This is a genomic window from Streptomyces sp. NPDC000075 (assembly GCF_040301925.1).
GTDB classification, from domain to species: domain Bacteria; phylum Actinomycetota; class Actinomycetes; order Streptomycetales; family Streptomycetaceae; genus Streptomyces; species Streptomyces polychromogenes.
On the sequence record NZ_JBEPFL010000009.1, the window covers coordinates 97,657 to 118,908 of the forward strand.

At 69.4% G+C, this 21,252-nt stretch carries 13 protein-coding genes and 1 pseudogene; 9 read left to right on the forward strand and 5 right to left on the reverse strand.

Annotated elements, in window-relative coordinates:
• Window positions 1-487: 487 nt before the first annotated feature.
• On the reverse strand, window positions 488-7,837 hold the full coding sequence (locus tag ABT403_RS13525) for a LamG-like jellyroll fold domain-containing protein (protein WP_344151701.1): 7,350 nt from the start codon (window positions 7,835-7,837) through the stop codon (window positions 488-490).
• A 713-nt stretch (window positions 7,838-8,550) separates the two neighbouring features.
• Between ABT403_RS13525 and ABT403_RS13530 the strand changes: the two genes are divergently transcribed.
• Window positions 8,551-9,462 carry a hypothetical protein gene (locus ABT403_RS13530; protein WP_344151704.1) on the forward strand — a complete coding sequence of 304 codons (912 nt, stop codon included), beginning with the start codon at window positions 8,551-8,553 and terminating at the stop codon, window positions 9,460-9,462.
• A 314-nt stretch (window positions 9,463-9,776) separates the two neighbouring features.
• Here ABT403_RS13530 and ABT403_RS13535 read toward each other — a convergent pair whose 3' ends face one another.
• From ABT403_RS13535 to ABT403_RS13545, 3 genes are all read right to left on the reverse strand, one after another.
• Complete coding sequence (locus ABT403_RS13535; RefSeq protein ID WP_344151707.1) at window positions 9,777-10,517, reverse strand: ATP/GTP-binding protein; 741 nt, start codon at window positions 10,515-10,517, stop codon at window positions 9,777-9,779.
• A 203-nt stretch (window positions 10,518-10,720) separates the two neighbouring features.
• On the reverse strand, window positions 10,721-11,170 hold the full coding sequence (locus ABT403_RS13540) for a hypothetical protein (protein ID WP_344151710.1): 450 nt from the start codon (window positions 11,168-11,170) through the stop codon (window positions 10,721-10,723).
• 511 nt (window positions 11,171-11,681) lie between these two features.
• A complete protein-coding gene (locus tag ABT403_RS13545) occupies window positions 11,682-12,266 on the reverse strand; it encodes a GIY-YIG nuclease family protein (RefSeq protein WP_344151713.1) in 585 nt (194 codons plus the stop codon).
• Between the two features lie 1,468 nt (window positions 12,267-13,734).
• On the opposite strand from ABT403_RS13545, the pseudogene ABT403_RS13550 reads away from it, so the two are divergent.
• The 8 genes and pseudogenes from ABT403_RS13550 to ABT403_RS13585 all read left to right on the forward strand — a co-directional run bounded on the left by ABT403_RS13550 (window position 13,735) and on the right by ABT403_RS13585 (window position 20,395).
• A pseudogene (locus ABT403_RS13550) lies at window positions 13,735-14,847 on the forward strand (DUF6192 family protein).
• Between the two features lie 4 nt (window positions 14,848-14,851).
• Window positions 14,852-15,280 (forward strand): RacP protein, encoded by a 429-nt coding sequence (locus tag ABT403_RS13555; RefSeq protein ID WP_344151716.1) that lies wholly within the window; start codon window positions 14,852-14,854, stop codon window positions 15,278-15,280.
• A 61-nt stretch (window positions 15,281-15,341) separates the two neighbouring features.
• Window positions 15,342-16,196: an IS5 family transposase gene (locus tag ABT403_RS13560; RefSeq protein WP_425580112.1), complete on the forward strand. Its 855-nt coding sequence runs from the start codon at window positions 15,342-15,344 to the stop codon at window positions 16,194-16,196.
• Between the two features lie 705 nt (window positions 16,197-16,901).
• Window positions 16,902-17,429 carry a hypothetical protein gene (locus ABT403_RS13565; RefSeq protein ID WP_344151719.1) on the forward strand — a complete coding sequence of 176 codons (528 nt, stop codon included), beginning with the start codon at window positions 16,902-16,904 and terminating at the stop codon, window positions 17,427-17,429.
• The gene (locus ABT403_RS13570) at window positions 17,410-17,784 is read left to right on the forward strand and encodes a PDZ domain-containing protein (protein ID WP_344151722.1); all 375 of its coding nucleotides are present in this window, start codon (window positions 17,410-17,412) and stop codon (window positions 17,782-17,784) included. The genes ABT403_RS13565 and ABT403_RS13570 overlap by 20 nt, the downstream gene beginning before the upstream one ends.
• A 196-nt stretch (window positions 17,785-17,980) precedes the next feature.
• Complete coding sequence (locus tag ABT403_RS13575) at window positions 17,981-18,955, forward strand: replication initiator (RefSeq protein WP_425580113.1); 975 nt, start codon at window positions 17,981-17,983, stop codon at window positions 18,953-18,955.
• Window positions 18,948-19,130, forward strand: coding sequence for a helix-turn-helix domain-containing protein (locus ABT403_RS13580; protein WP_344151724.1), 183 nt, complete (start codon window positions 18,948-18,950; stop codon window positions 19,128-19,130). Before ABT403_RS13575 ends, ABT403_RS13580 begins: the two co-directional genes overlap by 8 nt.
• Entirely contained in the window at window positions 19,130-20,395 is a 1,266-nt protein-coding gene (locus ABT403_RS13585) for a tyrosine-type recombinase/integrase (RefSeq protein ID WP_344151727.1), read from the forward strand. Before ABT403_RS13580 ends, ABT403_RS13585 begins: the two co-directional genes overlap by 1 nt.
• A gap of 404 nt (window positions 20,396-20,799) precedes the next feature.
• Here the strand turns inward: ABT403_RS13585 and ABT403_RS13590 are convergent, their stop codons facing one another.
• Window positions 20,800-21,222 (reverse strand): hypothetical protein, encoded by a 423-nt coding sequence (locus ABT403_RS13590; protein ID WP_344151730.1) that lies wholly within the window; start codon window positions 21,220-21,222, stop codon window positions 20,800-20,802.
• Window positions 21,223-21,252 lie beyond the last annotated feature (30 nt).

The following is a 21,252-nucleotide window of genomic DNA, read 5'->3' on the forward strand; positions in this document are numbered from 1 at the left end:
CCGACCACACCCACGGCGGCGAGCGCAAAAGCGGCCACAGCACCGGCGTACCGGCGCCAGCGCGCACGGCCGGGGCGGGGCAGGACGGATACAGACACGGAGAGCCCCTCCAGGGGTCGACGGAATCCGCGTACCGCAGGCCCGCCCCCTTGAGGGCTGCGGGAAGCGCCGCGGCAAGCAGCACGAACGGCAGTACGACGACCCCGAGGAACTCACGCCCTATCGTGCAGGGCCCGACCCCCGGGCGACTGTCCCGCCCATCCTCCGGGCAACGGCAAGGACCCGTACCTGCAACCGGTAAAGATGGCGCGTTCACGACCGGCGCACCCGGCGCACACACCCCCGCAGGGCGGGGAGCCGTCGATCGGGAACGGCTCCGAGAGGTGGGGTGGTCGCGGCCTGGTGCCGCGGCCACCCCACTCTTCGTCCTGCGGTTGGGGAGGCCCGGCCCTCCGGTCTGCCGGAGGGCCGGGCGGATGTCGATCCGCTATTCCGAGAGTCCGAAGTAGCGGGTGAGGTAGGTGATGATCTCGGGTGCGTGGGGAAGGAGTTCGGGCAGCTGCGTGGCGAGGGCGCTGCGGGTGGCGGCGGCCAGGGCGGTGCTGGTGGTGGCGGCGGGGCGGACGTAGGGTTCCAGGCGCCTGATCAGCTCGTAGTTGCTGTCGATGTTCTCGGCGCGCATCGCCTTCTCCAGCGGCGGCGCCCCGGGCGGCGGGACGGGTGCGAGGACCCGGCTGACGTAGGTGACCCGGTGCAGTACGCGCCAGCACGGGGGCTTCGCCGTGTTCTGGCGGGTCTGCCGCAGGGCGGCGGCGTCGGGGGCGTCGCTGTTCGACAGCCACTGGGGGTCGACGACCTTGTTGTAGAAGTCGTCGAAGTTGGCGCTGTTCTCGCCCAGGTAGAAGGACAGGAAGCGGTAGGCGTCCACCTTGCCAGGCACCAGGACGGGCTTGCCCGCCGCGTCGTAGACGAGCTTGCCGTCCTTGTCGCGGCGCTGCAGGTCTCCGGACGGCGCGCACTGGACGTCGAGGCCGAAGCTGCGGGAGGCGTCCCTGCTCTTGGCGCGGGTGACGGTGAAGCCGCCGCCCATGGAGACGTCGGCGTTGCCGGCGATGCCGATGGGGCCGATGCCGAAGGCGAGCTCGGCGGAGACGCCGACCTTGGCGTTGAAGCTGTAGGAGCCGGAGGTGGTCTCGCTGACGGCGTCGGTGGCCTCGGTGGTCTCGGCGAAGAAGCCGCCCTGGGCCGTCCAGATGTAGGTGTTGACCAGGTCCCGGTGCGAGAAGCCGGTGGCGGTGCCGCTGCCGCCGGCGGTGGGCCGGGGGCCGTCCTGGGTGGCGTTCACGCCCATCGAGCGCAGGGCCTCCTTGGCCTGCGCCTTGGCCGCTTCGTCACTCGTGGTGTGGCCGACCTCGGTCGAGATCGACTCGTAGAAGGCCTGCAGCCGCTGCTGGTCGCGGGTGATCCGGCGCTTGAGCGCGTAGGCGTCCTTCGGCTTGAAGTAGCTGTACTCGCCGTAGCCGGTGGCCGTGGGGTAGTCGGGGTCGACGACCTTGCCGCGGTCGTTGAAGCCGACCGCGCCGTCCAGGGTGCCCTGCTTGGTGTAGCGGGGGTTGATCGGGAAGTGGATGATGTTCCAGTCCAGCGGGATGTCCGGGTTGGGCAGCATCCGGTAGGCGACCAGGGCGCCAGTGTGCGCCAGGCGCAGCGCGAAGACGTCGGCGGTCTGCGACTGGACCAGCGCGATGCCGGTGTTGGCGGGCACGTACCGGCGGCCGACCGTGGAGTTCAGCACCTTGGCCGGGTCCTCGGTGTACCCGGTCAGTGCCAGCTTCGTCTTGCGGGCGGTGTTCTTGCCGACGCTGACCTTGGTGTCCTCGCTCCAGCTGTTGGAGCGCTCCACGCTGCCCGTCGCGGAGATCTTCAGGTGGAACTTGGCCGCCGGGAAGGCGGTGCCCGCGCCGAGCGGCGCGGCGACCGTCATGATGCCCTGGTCGTTCTCCAGGCCGAGGGAGGCGTTGAACGCCTGGTTGCGGCTGTTCTCCCGGCTGGCGGACAGGCTCTGCACCACCTCCTCGGCCTCGCCGAACTCCACCGAGGAGGCGCCGGCGTAGCCGTCGGACTTGTCGGTGAGGTTCTCGGAGGGCACCGGCGGCGCGCCCTCGATGAAGCCCATGAGCTGCGGGTCGAACTGGGCCTGGCCGACCCATTCGGTGATCAGGTCGCCGACCTTGTAGCCGGTGATGAGGTGCCAGCGGCCGTCGCGGACGAAGCCGTAGCAGCGCTTGAGCACCCCCATCGCCTGGCCCTTGGCGTCGTACTGGAGGTCGGCGTACTCGGTGGCGCCGGGGGCGCCGGCGATGGTGCTGTGGAAGGGGGTGCGCACGTCGGCGAGGGCCGAGCGCACCTGGGCGGTGTCGGCGGAGATGGGTGCGGTGGAGAGCAGGATGCGCGGCCGCGTCGGGGAGAAGTGCAGGTCGTTGCCGCGCAGGCCCTCGTCGCGCACTGAGGTGGTGCCGGGTTCGGTGGAGTCGCGGTCGAAGGGCCAGTAGCCGAGCAGGTCCTGCTTGTCCCCGCGCAGGCGGGTGAACAGGTTGTCCGAAATCTGCTCCTGGGTGCGGACGCTGCGCCAGATCCGTACCTCCTCCAGGGTGCCGGTCAGCAGTTCGGTGGGCTTGCCGCCCACCAAGCGGGCGCCCAGGGTGAGCTGGGTGTCGCCCGAGGTGTCGCGGTCCTGGGCGGTCGCCGTGCCCTCGGTCAGTGGCTCGCCGTTGCGGTACAGGCGCAGGACGCTGGCCTTCGGGTCGGGGTCACGGGTCCAGCGGGCGCCCCGCAGCTTCGCGGGGAAGGAGCCGCCGAGGTCGACGGAGACGTTGCCGGTGTTCTCGTTGAACGGCCAGCAGGCCAGGAGCCCCTTGTCGCGCGGGCCGACCGGCAGCCCGAGCTGGGGGGCGGTGCGCGCGGTGTTCCACAGCCGGACCTCGCACAGGACGCCCCGCAGCCCCCGGCCCATCTCCACCGGGCGGTTGTTGGCCTGGGTACCGGCGCCGCCCCACAGGGTGCTGAAGGCCAGCTTGCCGTCGAGGTACAGGTAGACGCGGACGGCCGGCTCGGCCGGCTTGCTCTCGCTCGCCTTGACGGTGTCGACGGTGTCGGGCTGGCGCTGGCGCACCACGGTCACCCGGTGGAAGGTGCCGGGCTTCACGGTCTCGCTGGAGGTGAACCGGGTGGCCTTGCCGGCGGCGTCGGCGAAGGCGAACTCCAGTCGGCCGTCGGGCAGAATGCTCAGCTCGTACGGGACGCCCTCCCGGCCGCCGTCGACCGCCGATCCCTTGGAGATCAGGACCGCGGGCCTGCCCAGCTGCTCGACCTGGACGAACGCCTCGATGGTGAGGTCGTCCAGGATGTTCAGCGAGTCCTGGGAGGCCACCGACAGGCCCTCGCCGCCGTCCAGGCGCACCGCCCAGGACTGGGTGAAGGTCGCGGCGACGTGGCCCCACTCGTTGCACGGGAAGCGTTCCGCCGACCTCATCGCCTGGTCGCCGACCCGGGCGACCACCTGGTAGCCCTTGATCGGCGAGGCCGTGTCGTTCGAGCCCTCGTACTTCCAGTGGCCCAGCAGCCCGGGCTCCAGGCCCGACAGACGCTGGAAGCGCTGGGCGAGGATCTCCTGCGGGGTACGGACCCGGTCGAAGACGCGGACCTCGTCGATCTGACCGTAGAGGGAGGTGCCGCCGAACGGCTGCTGGCCCAGGATCAGCGGCCCGTTGCCGAGGTACGCCCCTGTGGCGACGTCCTTGGCGACCTCGACGCCGTCCCGGTAGATGAACCGCTCACGGCTGGCGTTGCGGTACACCACGGCCCAGTGGTGCCACTCCAGGTCGGAGTAGGTCTGGGTGGTGGTCAGGTCATCGCCGTACATCCCGAAGCCGAAGGCGCCGCTGGGCTCGAAGTGCAGGTGCAGCGTCCGGTCCTTCTGGCCGCCCGCCAGGAGGCCGTGGGTCAGCAGCGGCTCCCGGACAGCGCGGATGGTGTCCCGCTTGGCCCACAGCTCGACGGTGAAGTCGCGGTTCGCCAGGTCGAGCGAACCGGTCAGCTCGGCCTTGGAGTTGCCGAGGAACTGCCACACCGGGAGCCCGGCGGAGGCGAGCGCCAGGGAGTAGTTCGCCCCGTCCGTGGTCCGGCCGTGGACGAGCCGGCCCTGCCCGGCCTCGGGATTGACCCAGGCCTCCAGGCTCAGGTCACCGACCAGGGCGGCGGCCTGCTGCTTGGCGGCGGGCAGCGTCAGGTACTGGTCCTTGCCGCCGAACTGGAAGGCACGGCCCGGCATTTCGGCCCGCCAGCGGCAGCCGCGACCGGTGACGGACGCCTTGGACGTGCCGTTGGGCACGGATTCGACCCCGTTCGTGGCCAGGCCGATCAGCCGGGATCCGGCGGAGAGGAGGACGCCGGGGCGGCTGGACTCCGCCCGGCCCCAGTCGTAGGTGACCAGGCTGACCTTGTCGCCGGGCTTGATCGCGGTACCCGCCGAGGTCAGGGTCAGGCTCTTGGCACCTGCCGGGGCGTCGGCGGAAGCGGCGTAGTTGGTGCTGCCGATGAGCAGGTGGGCCTTGGCCGGGACGCGGAGGGTGGTGGCGGTGGTGAACTCCACCGTGCTGCCCGTCACCTTCGCGACCGCGCCGAGCGTGACCGAGCGACCGGGGTTCCCGGCCAGAGCGGCCGCCATCAGGGCGGCCTTGCGCGGGAGGGACTTCCAGGTCTCGGTGACCGTCCCGACGGTGACGGTCAGGTCGCAGCGGTCGGGCGCGTCGCCGTCGCCGACCTGGATGGTGCAGGTGTCCAGGGCGACGGCCGGGTCGCGGGCGAGGAAGGCGAGCGTGCCGCCGTCCCCGGCCAGCGTCCGGGTGCCGCGGACGACGGCGGTGTCGTAGTACACGGCGAAGAACTGCCCGTTGACGCCGCGGAAGTACAGCACGAGGTTGCCGGTGCCGCTGTCCAGCAGCGCCGGCCGGTCGGTGCCCTGGGCGAAGCCGAGCAGGCAGCCGGACAGGCTCAGCCCGGTGGCGTCCACCGAGAGCAGCGGCATGGCCAGCGTCAGGTCGTCGTCGCCCTGCGCGGCGTTCGTCAGGGACGCCAACTCGGCGCGGGCGGTCTGCAGGTCCGCCTGCCGAGCGTTGAGCGCGAGCTGCAGCTCGGCGACGCGCTTCTGAGCCGTCTTCGCCCCCGCAAGCTGCGTGCTCAGGGTGTCCATGTCCAGCTTGGCCGGCCAGTACTGCACGTCCAGCCGCGAGCGCAGGCCGAGGCTCGTCATGACGAGCAGACCCGAGTCCCCCTTGAGGCATTCGCTCGCTTGGCGCGGGACGTCGCCGTCGACCGCGGTGGGCAGGCCGACCGCGAACCGGGTTCTGCGGTTGACGAGGCGGACGTACTGCGTGTCGGAGTTCGGCCGGCCTTCGGTGACCAGCTGGAACTGCTCGAAGTGGTTGTTGGGAATGAGGTTGCTGAGCAGGATCTTGGAGTTCTCCGCCGTCGAGTCGTTCTCGACGCGCAGATACAGGTCCCCGTCGATGACCAGCCGGTAGAAGGGCCTGTCGTCCTGGCTTTCGCCGACGGCCTCCAGCCGCCAGGTCGACATAGCCGTGGTCTTGTTGTCGTAGAAGTACGCCACGCCCCGGTTCGTGTCGCTGCGCACGCCGATCAGCCACTGCCGCAGGCCCCCGGCCGAGTTCAGCCGCGGGGTCTTGAGCGCCAGGGTGTAGTTGTAGGCGGTCGGCTGGTCCTTTTCGTCAAGGTAGCGCCGCTCCAGCTTGTCGAATTCCGGCTTCATCCGGTCGTACCGCGCCTGGTAGTCGGCCACCTTGCCGACCTCGCCGCCCAGCTGGACGATCTTCTGCTGCAGATCGGCGATCTCCGGCTCCAGCCGCTTGATCGTCTGCTGCAGGACGCTGATCCGCTCCGAGTCCTGCCCCTTGACCGGCCGCGTGAGCGCCGTCGGGGCCAGCACGTCCGGGGCCTGGGCCAGCCGGCCGTCGCGGCCGACGGCGAAGTCCAAGGCGGCCATGGACGGGCCCTGGGCGTCCTTGGCGACGAACGCCAGCATCACCCGCGCCTGCCGCTTGGCGGGCTTGGCATCGGCACGGTACCCGGCGGTGACGTTCTCCTGCTGGTGATAGAGCACCGCCGACATGCCGGAGGCGACCGTGCGTCCCTTGAGGGTGAAGCTGTCGCGCCGCACCCCGGGGTGGTCGCCGACCGGCGCGTCCGAGCCTGCCCACTGCGCGTCGCCCGAGAGCGTGCCGTGCAGGGCGTTGTCCGTCTGGTCGTGGGCGGTGGTGCCGGTGCCCTCGTCGAAGCGGTAGTAGGCCACCAGGCCGGGGTCGTTGCCGATCAGCCGGTGGTTCATCTCCTCGCCGAGCTCGGCCTCCGAGCGCACCCGGTTCCACACCCGGAGCTCGTCGAGATCGCCGTCGAAGTGGTCGCCCGCGCCGTTCTGGCCGATCAGGGTGTTCACGCCGGTGACCGGGGTGAACGGCAGCGCGCCGCTGCCGGCCGGCTTGCCGCCCACGTACAGCCTCGCGGTCTTGCCGTCGAAGGTGGCGGCGATGTGGGTGTAGACGTCGGTGGGGACGGTCTCGTCGGAGGTCAGCGGGGAGGGCGCGCCGTTGTGGGTGAGGGTCACCGCGCCGGTGGAGTCCACGGCCAGCTGGTACTCCCCGTCGCGGCCGAGCACCGGGCCGTCGTGGGAGCTCGGCTTGACCCAGGCCTCGATCGAGTAGGCCCTGCCCCCGAAGCGCAGCGCCACCGGATCGCCCAGGTCGACGTACGGGTCGGTACCGGTCAGCCGCAGCGCCGTCTCCGCGTGCCCCTCGCCGCCCGCCACCGGGACCAGCTCGCGCCCGGTGAACGGACAGGTGCCCGGGCCGCGCTCGAACACCGAGTCGCGGTAGTCCGCGTCCGGGCTGGTGTAGAAGCGGGTGCCGAGAGTGTTGAACAGGCCCTGCGCGCTCTGCTCGACGTTGAAGCAGTCGACGCGCCCGGTGGCGTCGTTGTGGGCGAACAGCTGCCAGCGCTGCACGTTGCTGATCGCGGTCGGCACGAGCACGGCGGCGAAGCGACCCCGGGTCAGGTTCCGGACGAAGGACAGCTCCTGGGTCGGCTCATGGAACGGGCGGCCCTCCATGTCCTCGGTGCCCAGGCTGTCCTTGGCCGACTCGGGGTTGGTGGCGTGCCGGCTGCGCTTGAAGCGCACCTCGAGGACGGGCTTGAGCTTGCCGTCGACCAGCACGAACCGGTCGCACAGCAGGGTGTTGTGCACCAGCGGGATCTTCTCGGTGCCGCTGAGCTCGTAGTCCGTGCGGCCCGCATCGGCCGAGGAGCCGCGGCCGGTCAGCTTGTACACCGCGCCGGGGTCCGTCCTGCCTATGGACTGGCGCAGCACCACTAAGTACGTGCCGTCCGAGACCACGTGGAACGGGGTGTCGGCCGTCAGCCGCGCCGTCGTGGACAGGAACGGGTCGATCTCGGCGGGCAGCGGCCTCTCGTCGGGGCCCGCCTCCGCCCCGCCGCGCTTGACCGTCGGCATGGCCGTCGCGCCGACAGCGGCGAACCCGACCTCGGCGATCTCCCGGGGGAAGGCCAGCTCGGCCGGGTTCTCGCTCCAGTACGCCGAGTCGATCTCGCCCTTGGCCTGCTGACCGGACAGGTCCAGCACCGAGTAGACGATGCGGCGTGCGGAGTCCATCGCGAAGGCGATGGTCGTTCCCTGGTGCCGCGCCATGGTCACGTGCCGGTACGACCGGTCGCCGTAGACCTTGAGCAGGGATTCCTGAGGTGCCACTGTTCCCCTTCCAGAAGCAATGACGCGGCCTCCCGGCTCTCCCTTGACCGGGAAGGCGGCGATGGGCCCGCACCGCAGTACCCGGCAGGCCTCGGCCAGTCTGACACGCGTCACTCCTAAGCGGAGCGAAGGATGCAAAGCCCCTGAGAAGTAGGCTAATTGGGCACTGGATGACTAAATCTCGCCACCCCGGCACAGCTGAACACTGCTGATGGGGTGGTTCATCCACACTGTCGGCCGTGCGTTCGGTTCATCGCCGCCCACCACGACGTCGGCCTCGCAGAGAAGGCTGCCGCCCAAGACTGCTCACCGCCCGCCGTGCCCCACCGATCGACGACGTCCTCCAGGGCGCGGCACTGCTGCTCCTCGCCGGCAATCTGCCGGGCGAGGACGTCACGGTCGATGTGCGGGTCGACGGCGGCCAGGCCCAAGCGCGGAAGTTCGTCCGGCTCCATATTCCACTTCCCACTGGACCGGGCGCTCGATGTCGAAGCCGCGGCAGCCGGCGAAGGCCAACCACACCGGAGCGCCACCGTTCGCGTAACCGGGTACCACTTGCGCGTGCGGAAGTGATCCCGCGGCTGGGGACAGACCCTCACTGGTTCCTTGTTCGGGCCGTCGGCCTCAATCGGCCAAACGACTGCGCGCGCGACCCCCGGCTTGAAGAATGTCCCCCCATGTACATGTCTGCACTGCGGTGTGGAGGGAGGCCGATGCGGCCCGAGGAGACCCTGGACATCAAGCTGGCCTTCGCAGGTTGGTTCGCCAGTAAGCCAGCTGCGGAGCTGGCGGAGATGGATGCCGAGGCTTACGCGAGACAGGGGTTCAGCAACTCCCCTCAAGACGAGCTGGACAGTCTGCGTATCGCGCAGAACTACTGGGTGGCTCCGGACATGGTCCGCATCGTGGAAGCGGCGCAGGAAACCGTGCCTGACGAAGACGTTCTCCTCGAGGAGCCGCCGTCGAGTCACGGATTCCTCGTCCTCGCTGAGCCCTTCACGATTCGGTGCGCCGATCCGGAGTGTGCAGTTGACCATCCGTTCAGCGGCTTGAGGTGGCGTCCCGTCCATCGAGTCCTTCCAGCTACCAAGTGGGCGGAGGAGCAGCACGATGACGGAATCCTGATCCAATGGATCGGACCTGTCGTTGGCGAGGAACGCCAGTTCTTCGGCTCACCCGTCGCGCCGGTGGGGAACGGGATGTTCATGCCGGCGGGTCGCCCCCTCCAGATGGCTCAGTCGGTAGAGGTCGGCGCCATGCGCCCCGAGTCTGCTGCCCTGTGCCGATATGCACGCACCATGTGGACCCTGATGCAGCAGCCGCTGGTGGCCGTTGGCGAGATGGAGGCAGACCGCCCTCAGCGGAGGCGACTCCAACGGGCAGGACAGATTCCCGCTGCTCCCGTGGCAGTCGTCACCCTGCGGCGCAAGACAGCAACGGGCGGAAACAACGACGAGGCCCAAGAGGTCGAGTGGTCGCATCGCTGGGTCGTCCGGGGGCACTGGCGGCGTCAATGGCACCCACGCTTGCAGAGTCACCGCCCTATCTGGATCAACGAGCACGTGAAGGGACCGGACGACAAACCGCTGCTGGTACGCGAGAAGGTCATCACCTGGCGTCGCTAGCAGGAGCCGATTCAGTACGTGCCCCCTCCGCGCGGCGCCGGCCCCCGGACACAGGACAGACCTCTTCCCTCGGCTATCGCGTGGGACGTCGCGCGCGAGGGGCTTGCCCACCGGTTCTGACCAGGCACGATGCGCTGAATCGGAAAAGTTGGGGTCCCACTCCCGGTCACACCTGCGGTGCAACCCCTAGTGCACCTCTACGTGCAACCCTCCAGACAACCTCCGGTGCAACCCTCACCGGCTCCCGCCGGGGCAGGCTTGCCCAGGCCGGTGAGTTCACTGGTGAGGTCACTGGTGAACTCACCAGGGCCCGGTCAGGGGACGTTGAGGACCTGGAGCTCACCGATCGCCAAGCTGGTCTGGCTCTGGCGGGTGGTGGCGATGGTGCCGGTCTGTCCGGCGCCGGCCCAGGCCACGTCCCAGGTGGTGGTGGCGGTGACCGGGTAGCGGCCGCCGGGTGCCTGGGCGCTGGTGCGGGTGTACATGTGGCCGCAGTCCGGCGACTTCTCCTTGCCCCGCTCCGGTGAGTACGGGGTCCCGGGGCCGGTGCAGGTGATGGTCGTGCCGTCGCCCATCGACCACACCACCTTGCGGACCTTGGCGGTCGCGGTGACCGTCACCGATCCCGCCGACGCCGAGGCGGTCGCCGGCCCGGTGCGGGTCGGCCCCGGGCGGTTCCACATCCACACCGGCAGCCCGACCAGGCCTTTGCCGTCCGGGCGCGGCACGATCCCGAAGTCCGGGCCCTCCAGGCGCAGGTGCTCGACGGCCTGGCGGGCGAGCGCCTGGACGTCGACGCCGCCGCTGGCCGGGCCGGTCGCCGACCAGCGGATCCCGCCGCGGACGTCCCCGCCGCTGGGGCAGGTCACCAGGTAGAGGCTCCCGCTCGGGTCTCCCGGCTTCCAGCCGGCGGGGGCCCCGGTGTCGAAGCCGGGCGGCAGGCCTCCGGGCGGGCCGTCCGTGGGGCGCCAGTAGCAGGAGTCCGCCGAGTTGAAGGTGCCCATCTCCGGGGTGGAGCAGGGCACCTCCTGGCCGTCGATCGCGCAGCTGGGCAAGCCCCCCTCCGAGGGGGGCTTGCCCGACCCCCCGCCAGGCTTGCCCGGAGCAGGCTTGCCCGGGTCCTGAGCTGCGATGTCGCAGTCCAGATCCCGGGGCGGACACACCACCCCGCCCCCCGGCCCGTCCGCGAGCGCGAGCGGGACCGCGGCCGCCCAGAGCAGCCCGGCCGCCACGGCCGCGGTCGCGAGCCGGGAGCGGCTCAGCACGTGCGGTCCCGCTCGATCGTCGACCGGTAGACCAGCCACGGCCCCGAACCGGTCCGCTGCACCGTGGAGGTCACCACGTGGCGGCGCGGCCCCGACGGCGCGGGCGCCGTCTGGCCGGTGGCCTTGTCGACCTTGTCGTAGCCGGTGGAGTCCACGCAGTCGCTCACCACCGCCCGCTGCGGATCCCCGGTGGTGTCGACCGACTCGACGGTCGGCACGTGGGCCGGCTGGCCCTTCATGACGGTGCCGCGCTGCTGGTACCAGAACAGCGTCGCCTTAATGTCCGCAAGGGCGCTGTCGGTCGCGTAGCGCTCCAGCTCGGGGTCCATCGTCCCGGAGGTGTAGGAGCGGACCTCGGCGGCCCCCATGCCCGCGTACGCGGCCAGCACCGCGGCTTTCTCGGCCGCCTGCGGGTCGGCCTTCGCCGAGGCCTGCGCGGACACCGAGGGCGTGGCCGCTGGCTTCCCGTCCGAGTCGGTACTCCCACAACCCGCCAGGATCACTGACGCCACCCCAAGCCCCGCAACCCGTAACGCCGACCGCCGCACCGCGCCTCCCGCTCTCGTGATCACGCCACGCTAGCGAACACGCCCTCGGGCAGGCCGCCCTCGCGTGCACACCCGGGCACCAGCACCCGTGCACGCGTTTCACGCGCGAGGGCCGGGCGCCGTATTACGTACGTAATACCGGCCGCTCCACACGCGCGCGTCACGCGCGCCCGCCAGCCAGCACAGCTCCAGACCGGTCAGCCCGCCCTGCTCCTCCCACTCAAGAAAGTCCGGCCACTCACCAGCTGCACAACGCTGATGACCAGCACTGACGCAGAACCTCCCCGAATTCCGCCTCCCCCGCAGATTCCCCCTCCTGCCTCCCCCCACGGGCACCCTCGCAGGCTCCCCCTGGGTTTCCCCCTCGGTCCACCCTCTGAAGGCCCGTCGGGACGGCATCGGCGGCTCAGCGCCCCAGTGCCGCCAGGGCATCCATGACGGCCGTGGCGGGGTCCCCGAGGGGTGTCAGGTCGAACCACTCCCCTCGGACGCGGTACTCCGCGAATCGTGTGTGCAGCGCGGCCTCGTAGTCGCCCTCGATGTCCAGGAGCGGGAGGAGCAGGGCGGGCTGACCGGTCTGGAGCTGTGCCAGCCGGGACTTGAGGGTGCCGGTGGTCTGCCCGATCTTCGTCAGCGGCGAGTCCTCCATGCCCACGAGGTACGTCCGTACGGCCCTGACCTGCCCCCGGGGAGGCGGCACCTGCGGAGCGGAGGCGACCGGGTATGCGTTCTCGTCCTCCGCGTCCTCCGGCTTCAGCCATCGCACGAGCGGCGTGCTCCCGCCCTGGATGGTCATCGTCTTGCCGATGGGCGTGCCGTCCGCCCTGAACGTGGTCCGGATGATCTGCATGACGACCACGCGGCCCGAGTACCCCAGCGCCTCCAGCTCGGCTTCCGTGGCGAGCCGGGAGGTCACCTCCGTCTCCTCCCGCACGGCCTCGCTGAGGTAGGACTGTAAGTGGCCGCGGCGTGGGCCGGTCAGGTTCTCCATGGCCCCGAGCCTATGACCGCCAGCCCTCCAGAACAGGCTCGAACTTCCTTCCTCCTTCCTTCCCTCCCACAGGGACCCTGTGGACCCGCGCAGGAGGCCCTGACCAGGGTCTTCATCCGGGAAGGAAGGAGGAAGGAGGAAGGAAGGAAGGCCCGTGAAGCCGGCCGTGCCCGCGGGCGCTCTCGCGTTCACGGCACGCGCTACGTGCACCACGCGTTGGCGGCCAACCGGCACTTGGAGGCCGAGCCACACCACCGCCTCACACACCACCCGCAACACGAAGCCCCACACGCCCCGCTGAGCCCCTCTCAGAGTCCGCCTCAACCCGGAAGGCCGAGATCAGCGCTCCGAGGCGCTCAGAGGGGCGCACAGCGGCTAGAACGGGGCTGTGATGGCCTGGTCTTCGGTCTCGGCCTGCTCAACGGCTGCGACAGCAGCGTCCCGTGCGGTCTCCCAATCGGTCTCTGCCTGCCGCTTGGCGGCCTCGGCCGTGATCCGGCACCGGCCGCAGAGGCCGAGGGTTGCCACCGGCCGACCGCAGGGGCCGTCGTGGCCCGGGCACGCCCCGTTCTCGGCGGCCTGGGCGGGAATGCCCGCGTACTCCGCCGCCTCGGCGCAGGACGGGCACACACCGCCGGCCTCGACGGTGCGGCCGCAGCCGGTCGTGCAGGCAGGCCACCCGGCGCACTCCCCGCACAGGTCGCGCCCCGCGACCGGGGGACGGCCGCAGTCGGCGCACTCGTACCGCACCCGGTGCTCCAAGGCCTCGGAGACGCTGCGGTCAGCCGCGGCCGTGCTGGAGTGCTCGACCGGGCTGTCCCCCGGCCGGGGCGCGGGAAGGCCCCACGTCGCGGTCGGGCTCGGTACCGGACCGGCCGCGGCCTGCCGCAGACGGGCCGCGATGACCGCGGCGACCGTGTGCGTCAGGGGCTCAGTGCCTGTTCCATATCCCGGATTTCAGGTCGCTCGGAGCTCTAGCCTGGACGTGTGTCCGAGGGTTCCGGGCGGCCTGTTGAGCGGGTCTGTGGGGGCTGTGGTGACCGGTTGAGGCCGGCGGCGCGGCCGGATGCCTTGTTCTGCTCGACTGCTTGTCGCGCCAGGTCGTGGCGTCGTGAGCGGCGGTTGCGGCGTCGGGTTCAAGCGGAGCTGAACGGGGCGGGCAGGGTGGTGTGTCCCGAGTGCGGGACGTCCTGGGTGACCGGGGTGGATCGGCGGTCGGACGCGGTGTTCTGCTCGCGCCGGTGCGGCACGAGGGCCTGGAGGGCGCGGAACGATTCGTTCGACGAACGGTCACAGTGACCGGTCCGCGAACGCATCAAAATCGGGCATTCGGTCAGATTCAGGTCACTTGTGGTCATTCGTTGTGATCTTGGGGTTGTGGGCTCGACTCTCGGCAATGACAGCGGGCCGTGTCTCGTCACGGTCGAGGGATCGTGCCCCGGCCCCGTCATGGGTGGTGATCATTGCCATGACCCAGGAAATCGAGAAGATCGGCAGTGTCGGCCTGGACCGATACACCGAGATCGTCACCGAGCTGCGGAAGCTCGTCGAGACCGTCAGCCGGGCCCACTTCGCCATCGGCGACTACGCGTTGGAAGTCGAACCGATGCGGGCGTTCCGGATGCCGGAGGGGCCCTGCGAGGAGGAGTTCACCGTCCGGGACTCGTTGTTCCGGCTGGCCGAGGACATCGGCCTGTCCTACTCGGTGGTGAAGAACGCCAGGTGGGCGGCGTCGAAGTGACCCAAGGAACGTCGCCGGCCGGAGGTGTCGTTCACGATCCACCGGATCCTGGGCAGCATCGAGGACGAGCAGGAGCGTTTCACGGCGATCCTGACCCCGCCCGAGGGACAGGCCCGGTGGTCGGTCGACTCCGCCAGGCGGAGGGTCGGCTGGAAGGTCGACCACCCGGTCACCGCCGCCGAGAAGGTCTCGGCGATCCACGAGCTGGCCCGGGACGAACAGGTCGCCGCGACGGTGACCTCAGACTTCCTGCGGCGGCCGGCCGTGGTCTCCCAGGTCGCCCCGGAAGACCGGATCAGGGCCGCCGAGGAACTCGTCCGCGACGACCGGGTCGCCGCGGCAGTCGCCCCCGACGTCCTGCGCAGGCCGACCGTGGTCTCCCAGGTCACCCCGGAACAGCGAACCAGGGTCGTGGAGGAACTGACCCGTGACGAGACCGTCGCGGCCACGGTCACCGCCGGCCTGCTGCGCCGGCCGGACGTCGCCTTCCGCGCGATGTCGGACGACACCGCCCGCCACCAGGTCAACCACGCCCAAGTCGAACGCGGCCGGCAGGCCCGCGAGAACTTCGAGCGCACGAGCCCGGCCGCGCCCGCGGTCAAGCGGATCGACCGGACGGTGGAGTTCCTGGACCTGATTACCGCCTGCCACTCCTTCGTCGCAGCCTCAGGCCGGACCGTCCCGGCCCTGCGGGACCGGCAGCTCAGCGACGACGAGAAGGCGATCGTCCACGAGAACGTCGCCCGCGTCCGGGCCACGCTGGACTGGATCGAGACGGCCGTCGACACCGGAAAGGTCGACGTCGACGGCGAACTCGCCCGCCTGCTGCAAGGCGAGTAGTGGCATGCCGCGCGCTGGCCAGCGCCGCTCGGCCGCGTCCCACCGGCACGCCGACACCGTCCGCTTCGTCCTCTTCGAGGCCCGCCCGGCCGGGCTCACCTTCAACCAGCTGGTCAGATCCAGCGAACTCTCCGTCCACCAGGCCCGCGCCGGACTGGCCTGCCTGCGCGACATCATCGCCGAGCAGAACTGGCCACCGCTGATCTGGACGAAGGCCGACGGCTACAAGTTCTGCTCCGACCCCACCGAGCTTCAGGCCTACGAGATCGCGGTCATCCGCGCGAAGCTCACCGAGATCCGCCGCTTCATCACCGGCGTCGTCGCCCCGCACGCCGCCCTCCAGCCCAAGGGCCGGTGGATCCGGCACCTGAACACCCAGCTCAACTCCGTCGAGTCGACCCTCGACGTGATCGCCGACTACATCGACGCCTGACCGCCGGGCCCCGACCGCGAAGCGGGCGGGGCCCGGCCCCGTCGGGACAGGAGGGGTGAAGGTGGCGCGGCTGCGCTGCTACCCCTCCGACACCTACGACGACGAATGGGCCCTGATCGAACCGCTCCTGCCGGTCCCGGCCTGCGAGACCGAACGCGGCGGCCGCCCGGAGAAGCACCCGCGGCGTGAGATCGTCGACGCGATCCGCTACGTGGTCGACACCGGCTGCAAATGGCGGGCCCTGCCCAAGGATTTCCCGCCCTGGCGGACCTGCTACAACTTTATGGCCCGCTGGGCCGCCGCCGGCATCGTCGGCCAGATCCGCGACCAGCTCCGCAAACGGATCCGGCGGGACATGGGGCGAGCGCCCGGCGCGGTCGCTACTGTCATCGACTCCCAGTCGGTCAAGGCCGCCGAGACCGTCGGCCGCGGCTCCCGCGGCTACGACGCGGCGAAGAAGATCAACGGCCGCAAGCGCCACCTGGTCGTCGACACCAAGGGCTTGCCCCTGTTCGTCATGGTCACCCCGGCCGACATGACCGACCGTGACGCGGCCAAAGAAGTCCTCTTCCGCCTGCGGCTCATGCACCCTGAGATCACGATCGTCTGGGCGGACTCCGCTTACGCGGGCCAGCTTGTGGCCTGGGCGAAGAAGTACCTGGGCCTGACGGTGAAAACGGTGAGTCGGCCGAAGAACGCGGTCGGCTTCGTCATCCTGCCCCGCCGCTGGGTCGTCGAGAGATCGCTTGCCTGGGTGATGCACGCCCGCAGACACGCCCGCGACTACGAACGGCTCATCCAGCACTCCGAAACCTTGATCACCTGGGCCGCGATCACTCTGATGACCAGACGGATCACCCGTCGACAGTCCCGCCGAGCCAGTCAGGAAGCCTCTCGCGAACACACCCGGGACTGACCCGTCCACACCACCAACCGCACCCGGATTTCACACCTTGCTTCTCCTTCTGGCGCGGCAGGCTCTGCAAAGAGCAGAATCCCCGGCGACTCACCAGAACGAGCGAGTCCCTCGCTGCCGAGCTGTCGGGGATTCCGCCGTTGAGGGCGTGTCCCAAATTCGCGATCCAGGGCGCTCCTATTTCGCCCAGTAGAACTCGAAGCCGTACGCATCCGAGGGTCAGGTGGTGGTTGCAGCCCTCGACCTCAGGAGTCCGCCAGCTGACTTCCGGATCGTCGGCCTGAGGTACCCCTGACAAGGAAGGGCCGCCACCGAGAAGAGCAGGGCTGCCAGGAAACGCTTCGCGTTGTTCATGATCCACCAATGAGCCTGGGCAGGCTGTCGGTACCCACCGTCCTGGCTCACAGCACACGTCCGTGCCTGACCAGGCGTCCCCGGCTTGGGCGGCTCGCGCCGGTGCGGTGGGACGGCGTCTATGGAAGTCCGTGACGGCGTGGTTCACCCGGTTGGCAGGAGCGGGTTCACCGGGGAAACGTTGCGCCTGCGACATCTGCCCCGTTCTGTGTTTTAGTTTCGGAGTCCGGCTAATTTTGTCTAGGGCCCGGCCGGGTGGGCAGTTTCGCGTCTTTGAAGCTGACGTGAAAACCCTGTATTCCGCGAATCAGATTCACGGCGAATTCGAGTTTCTTTTCAAACTGAAAGCGAATGAATAACCAGTGGGGGAATGAAGATTCGGGTGATGTGGAGTGGCTTGGCGACCCGGGGGTGCTCGGTCTGTTTGCGTGGCCGCGGCAGATCACCACGCAACCGACAGGGGAAGTCATGCCTGTCATCCGTCGTTCGTTCGTACCCGCTCTGGCCGCCGCCGCGCTGCTGGCGACCGTGGGGGCTGTGGTGCCGGCCCCCGGGGCGGTGGCGGCCCCCGCCGGGGTTTCGGTGGCGGCGGCGCACAGGCCGGGGGATGTGACGCCGCAGACGAGCGTGCCGACGCTGGACGCGCCGGGGCCCGCGAAGACGGTGACGTACAACCCGGACAACATCACGCGCCGGCACTTCAGCCGGATCACGGTGCAGGCTCCCCAGCACACGCGGATCACGCGACTGGTGCCGAACTGCGACGGCTGGGACTGCCCGGTGAGCATCTCGGCGGACGGCAAGTCCGCCACAGCCGACTTCCCGTCGACCAACTGGATCTGGATCTACCCCGTTCCACGTGGACGTGATCGCCGATGACGACGCGCCGATCGAAGGCGGCACGTTCTCAGGCACGTTCAGCCTCGACGGCTCGACGCAGCCCCTGACCGTGAACATCAGCCCCGGCTCCCAGGGCGCCATCGCGGCACTCATGACGAACGCGCCGAACAACGGCGGGGCCAGCGTCGCGTTCGTCCTGCCCGGCTCGAACGTGGCCGACTCCGGGCTCCAGGTCGGCGACGTCATCACCTCGGTCGGAGGCCAGAACACCCCCAACGTCGCCGCGGTCAACGCCGCCATCGACGGTCGCCGGGCCGGTATGCGCGTGCCGGTGACCGTCATCCGGGGAGGCCAGACCATCACCCTCCAACTCCGCCTCGACGGGACGATCTAGCCTCGCGCTCCCTGTCCGACAGGTGATCAGGACAGCAGGAAGTGCCTCTGCCCAGCGAGAACAAGGGACCGCCTCGGCCCTCTCGTCTCCGTCAGGGGCACTTCCCGCTCTGCGAGCGAGGTGACTGGCCAGCCTCAACTCCGAGCGGTCAACCGCTACTGAATTGTCATGACTGCTTCAGGATCAGGTACCAAGGGTGTTCGCCACATTCACCGCCCCGTCGTACGGGCCGGTCCACGGCCGACGCACGGGCAGCTCCGCCCGCTGCCGCTGCGGACGCACCCACTCCAAAGGCGACCCGCTTCTCGGCACCCCGCTCGACCCCGAGCGGTACACCGGCGCCGGGCTGTGGAACGCCCACGCCCCCGCCCTGTGGGCCCGCTTCATGCTCCACCTGCGCCGCACCATCGCCGACGCAGCCGGAATCCCGCAGCGCAGGCTCTCCAAGATCGTCCGGGTCTCGTACGCCAAGGTCGCCGAGTACCAGCAGCGCGGACTGATCCACTTCCACGCCGTCATCCGGCTCGACGGCTTGGCAGGCCCCTACACCCTGCCACCCGCCTGGGCCACCCCCGAACTCCTCGCCGACGCCATCCGGATCGCGGCCACCCGCGCCCACATCGACGGGCCCACGCTCAAAAATCACACCCACTCCTTCGCCTTCGGCGAGCAGATCGACACCAGGATCATCCGGTCCACCGCCTTTCAAGGCGGGACCGCGATCACCGAGGGCAAGGTGGCCGGATACGTCGCCAAGTACGCCACCAAGGGCACCGAAGCCGCCACCGGCACCCTCGACTACCGACTGAAGAAGATCACCGACCTCTGGTTCGAGTCCGTACCCGAGCACGCCGCCCGCATGATCGACACCGCATGGGCCCTCGGCGCCCGCGACGACCTCAAGCACCTGAACCTGCGCAAGTGGGCCCACATGCTCGGCTTCCGCGGCCACTTCTCCACCAAGACCCGCACATACTCCACCACCCTCGGCGCCCTCCGGGCCGCCCGAGCAGCCTGGCACCTCCGCCACACCCCGCCGCCCTCCCCGACCACCCTCGTCCTCGCCCACTGGGCCTACGACGGCACCGGCCTCACCCCCGACCTCGAACGCCTCGCCACCCTCATCGGCGGCTGCCCGACCCGCAAGCAGGAGGTGACGGCCAGTGCGTGATAACGAACTCCTCACCGTTCCGGAAGCCATGGCCCGCCTCAAGATCGGCCGCTCCGCCCTCTACAACCTGCTGCGCACCCGACGCCTGGCCTCAGTGACCATCGGCCGCGCCCGTCGCATCCCCGCCCAAGCACTGGGCGACTACGTCCAGCGTCACCTGGAGGAGGCCGCCTGATGACTACTCCACGCAAGAAGACACGTGCGAACGGCGAAGGCACCATCTACCAGCGCAAGGACGGCCGCTGGGAAGCCGCCGGCTACGTTCTCGCCGCCGACGGCACCAGCAAACGCGTCCGTGTCTACGGCAGCACGCGCAGGGAAGCCGCAGACAAACTCGCCGAGAAGATCGCCGACAGCAACCGCGGCGTACCCGTCGCCACCGCAGACAGCACCGTCAGCGACTACCTCACGTATTGGCTGAACGGCGTCGCCATCCATTCGCTCCGCGAGAACACCCACACCCGCTACGCCACCTGTGTCCGCCTCCACCTCATCCCCGGCCTCGGCACCAAGAAGATCGCGCGGCTCACCGCCAAGGACGTGCGCACCTTCCTCGACCGGCTCCGCACCACCTGCCAGTGCTGCACCCAGGGCCTGGACACCGAACGGAAGGGGTGCTGCGCTATCGGCGAGTGCTGCCAGAAGCGGCTGTCCGCCTTGACCGTGACCTACGTGCACTCGGTGCTCAAATCCGCCCTCGAACACGCCGTCCGCGAGGACGAACTGCCCCGCAACGTCGCCCGGAGCGTCAAGACCACCGCACCCCGGCCCAGGCGCTTCCGGCCGCTCACGGCGGCCGAGGCCCGCAAGTTCCTCGACGCCGCCCGCACCGACCGGCTTCGCGCTCTCTACGAACTCGCCCTACGCACCGGACTTCGCAAGGGCGAACTCCTGGGCCTCCACTGGGAAGACCTCGACCTCACCACCGGTACGGCCAGCATCCGCCGCTCGCTCCAGCGGACCCGCACCGGCGGCCTCACCCACCTGCCCACCAAGACTCGGGCGTCCGAGCGCCGTATCGCGCTCCCGACCGAATGCATCCACTCCCTCAAGGAGCGCAAGGAACAGCAGGACAAGGAGCGCGAGACGGCAGGGCCAGCTTGGAGGGACAGCGGACTCGTCTTCACCACGCCGACTGGCGGCCCTCTCGACCCGGCCAACCTCACCCGCCGCTTCCGCAGCTTCCTCGACCGGGCTGGCCTCCGGCGCATCCGCTTCCACGACCTCCGGCACTCAACCGCGACTCTGCTCCTGGAACAGGGTGTCGACCTCGTCGTCATCAAGGAACTCCTCGGCCGCGCTCACATCGGCGTCACCGCCGGCGTCTACGCCCACGTACGACTCCGCCTCCAACGCCAGGCCATCGACACCCTCGGAGAGGCCCTCGGCCGGGGCGACGACGGCCCCGACGACCCGCCCGCCTCAGCCGTCGTCCGCTGACGTTGCCGTCACCGTTGCCGTCAAACGGCAACAGGGGCCCCACCAGAAATCACTCTGGTGGGGCCCCTGCATTTCCTTCATTCCCTATGGATCGCACCGACCAGGAGCGAGAAGAAACGCACAGGTGAAACCCGGATGCATCGAATCAGGCTCCCTCATTCGCTCTACCCGCACGAAGGTGTGGCGCTCGCAGGAATCCTGTAAGCAGCCGCAAGGCTCTTATCGAAGATCTGGAACCACGGGAAGATCCCCACGGTTCACATGCTTCTGATATTCACGTCCCGCATGAGTCGTATTCCCCTAAGCCGGACGCATCCCGCTCTGCGAAAGAGCATCCAAATCGGGACCACACGGAGTGGAATTGCGAACGAGGACCGGCGTAGCCCCCGCCAGCACATAGGAGTTTAAGCGTCAGCAACTCCGGAGCCCCTGAGCCTGTTACTAAAGATTACAAGTGCGCCATTATCGCGCTCCAAGAGCGCATCGTAATGGAATTCATCATTAATCAGCTCTTCGTACCCCCAAAGCGCCTGGAGATACTCCGATCCAGGATACTTTGCGAACAACCAGTGAGACGGCATTCGAGGATCTCGCACGTCAAACATTTCCATGGGGTACCAGCCAGGGAGCTGGGCATCGTCCCGAATCAAGACCATAGCCACGCCAGCATATATCGACATTCCGGCCACCGGATAGGACAATCCTGCAGTGACTTCAGGCGCCCCACCATAGTTGTATTCCATCGAAATTTCCGACTTGCCGTCAACATGCTCCTTGACGCAAGTAACTTCCATAATTACACCCCCTTCCGTCAGTGCATCAAACATGCCCCGGAGAGGCCGGGAATTATGTTCCCG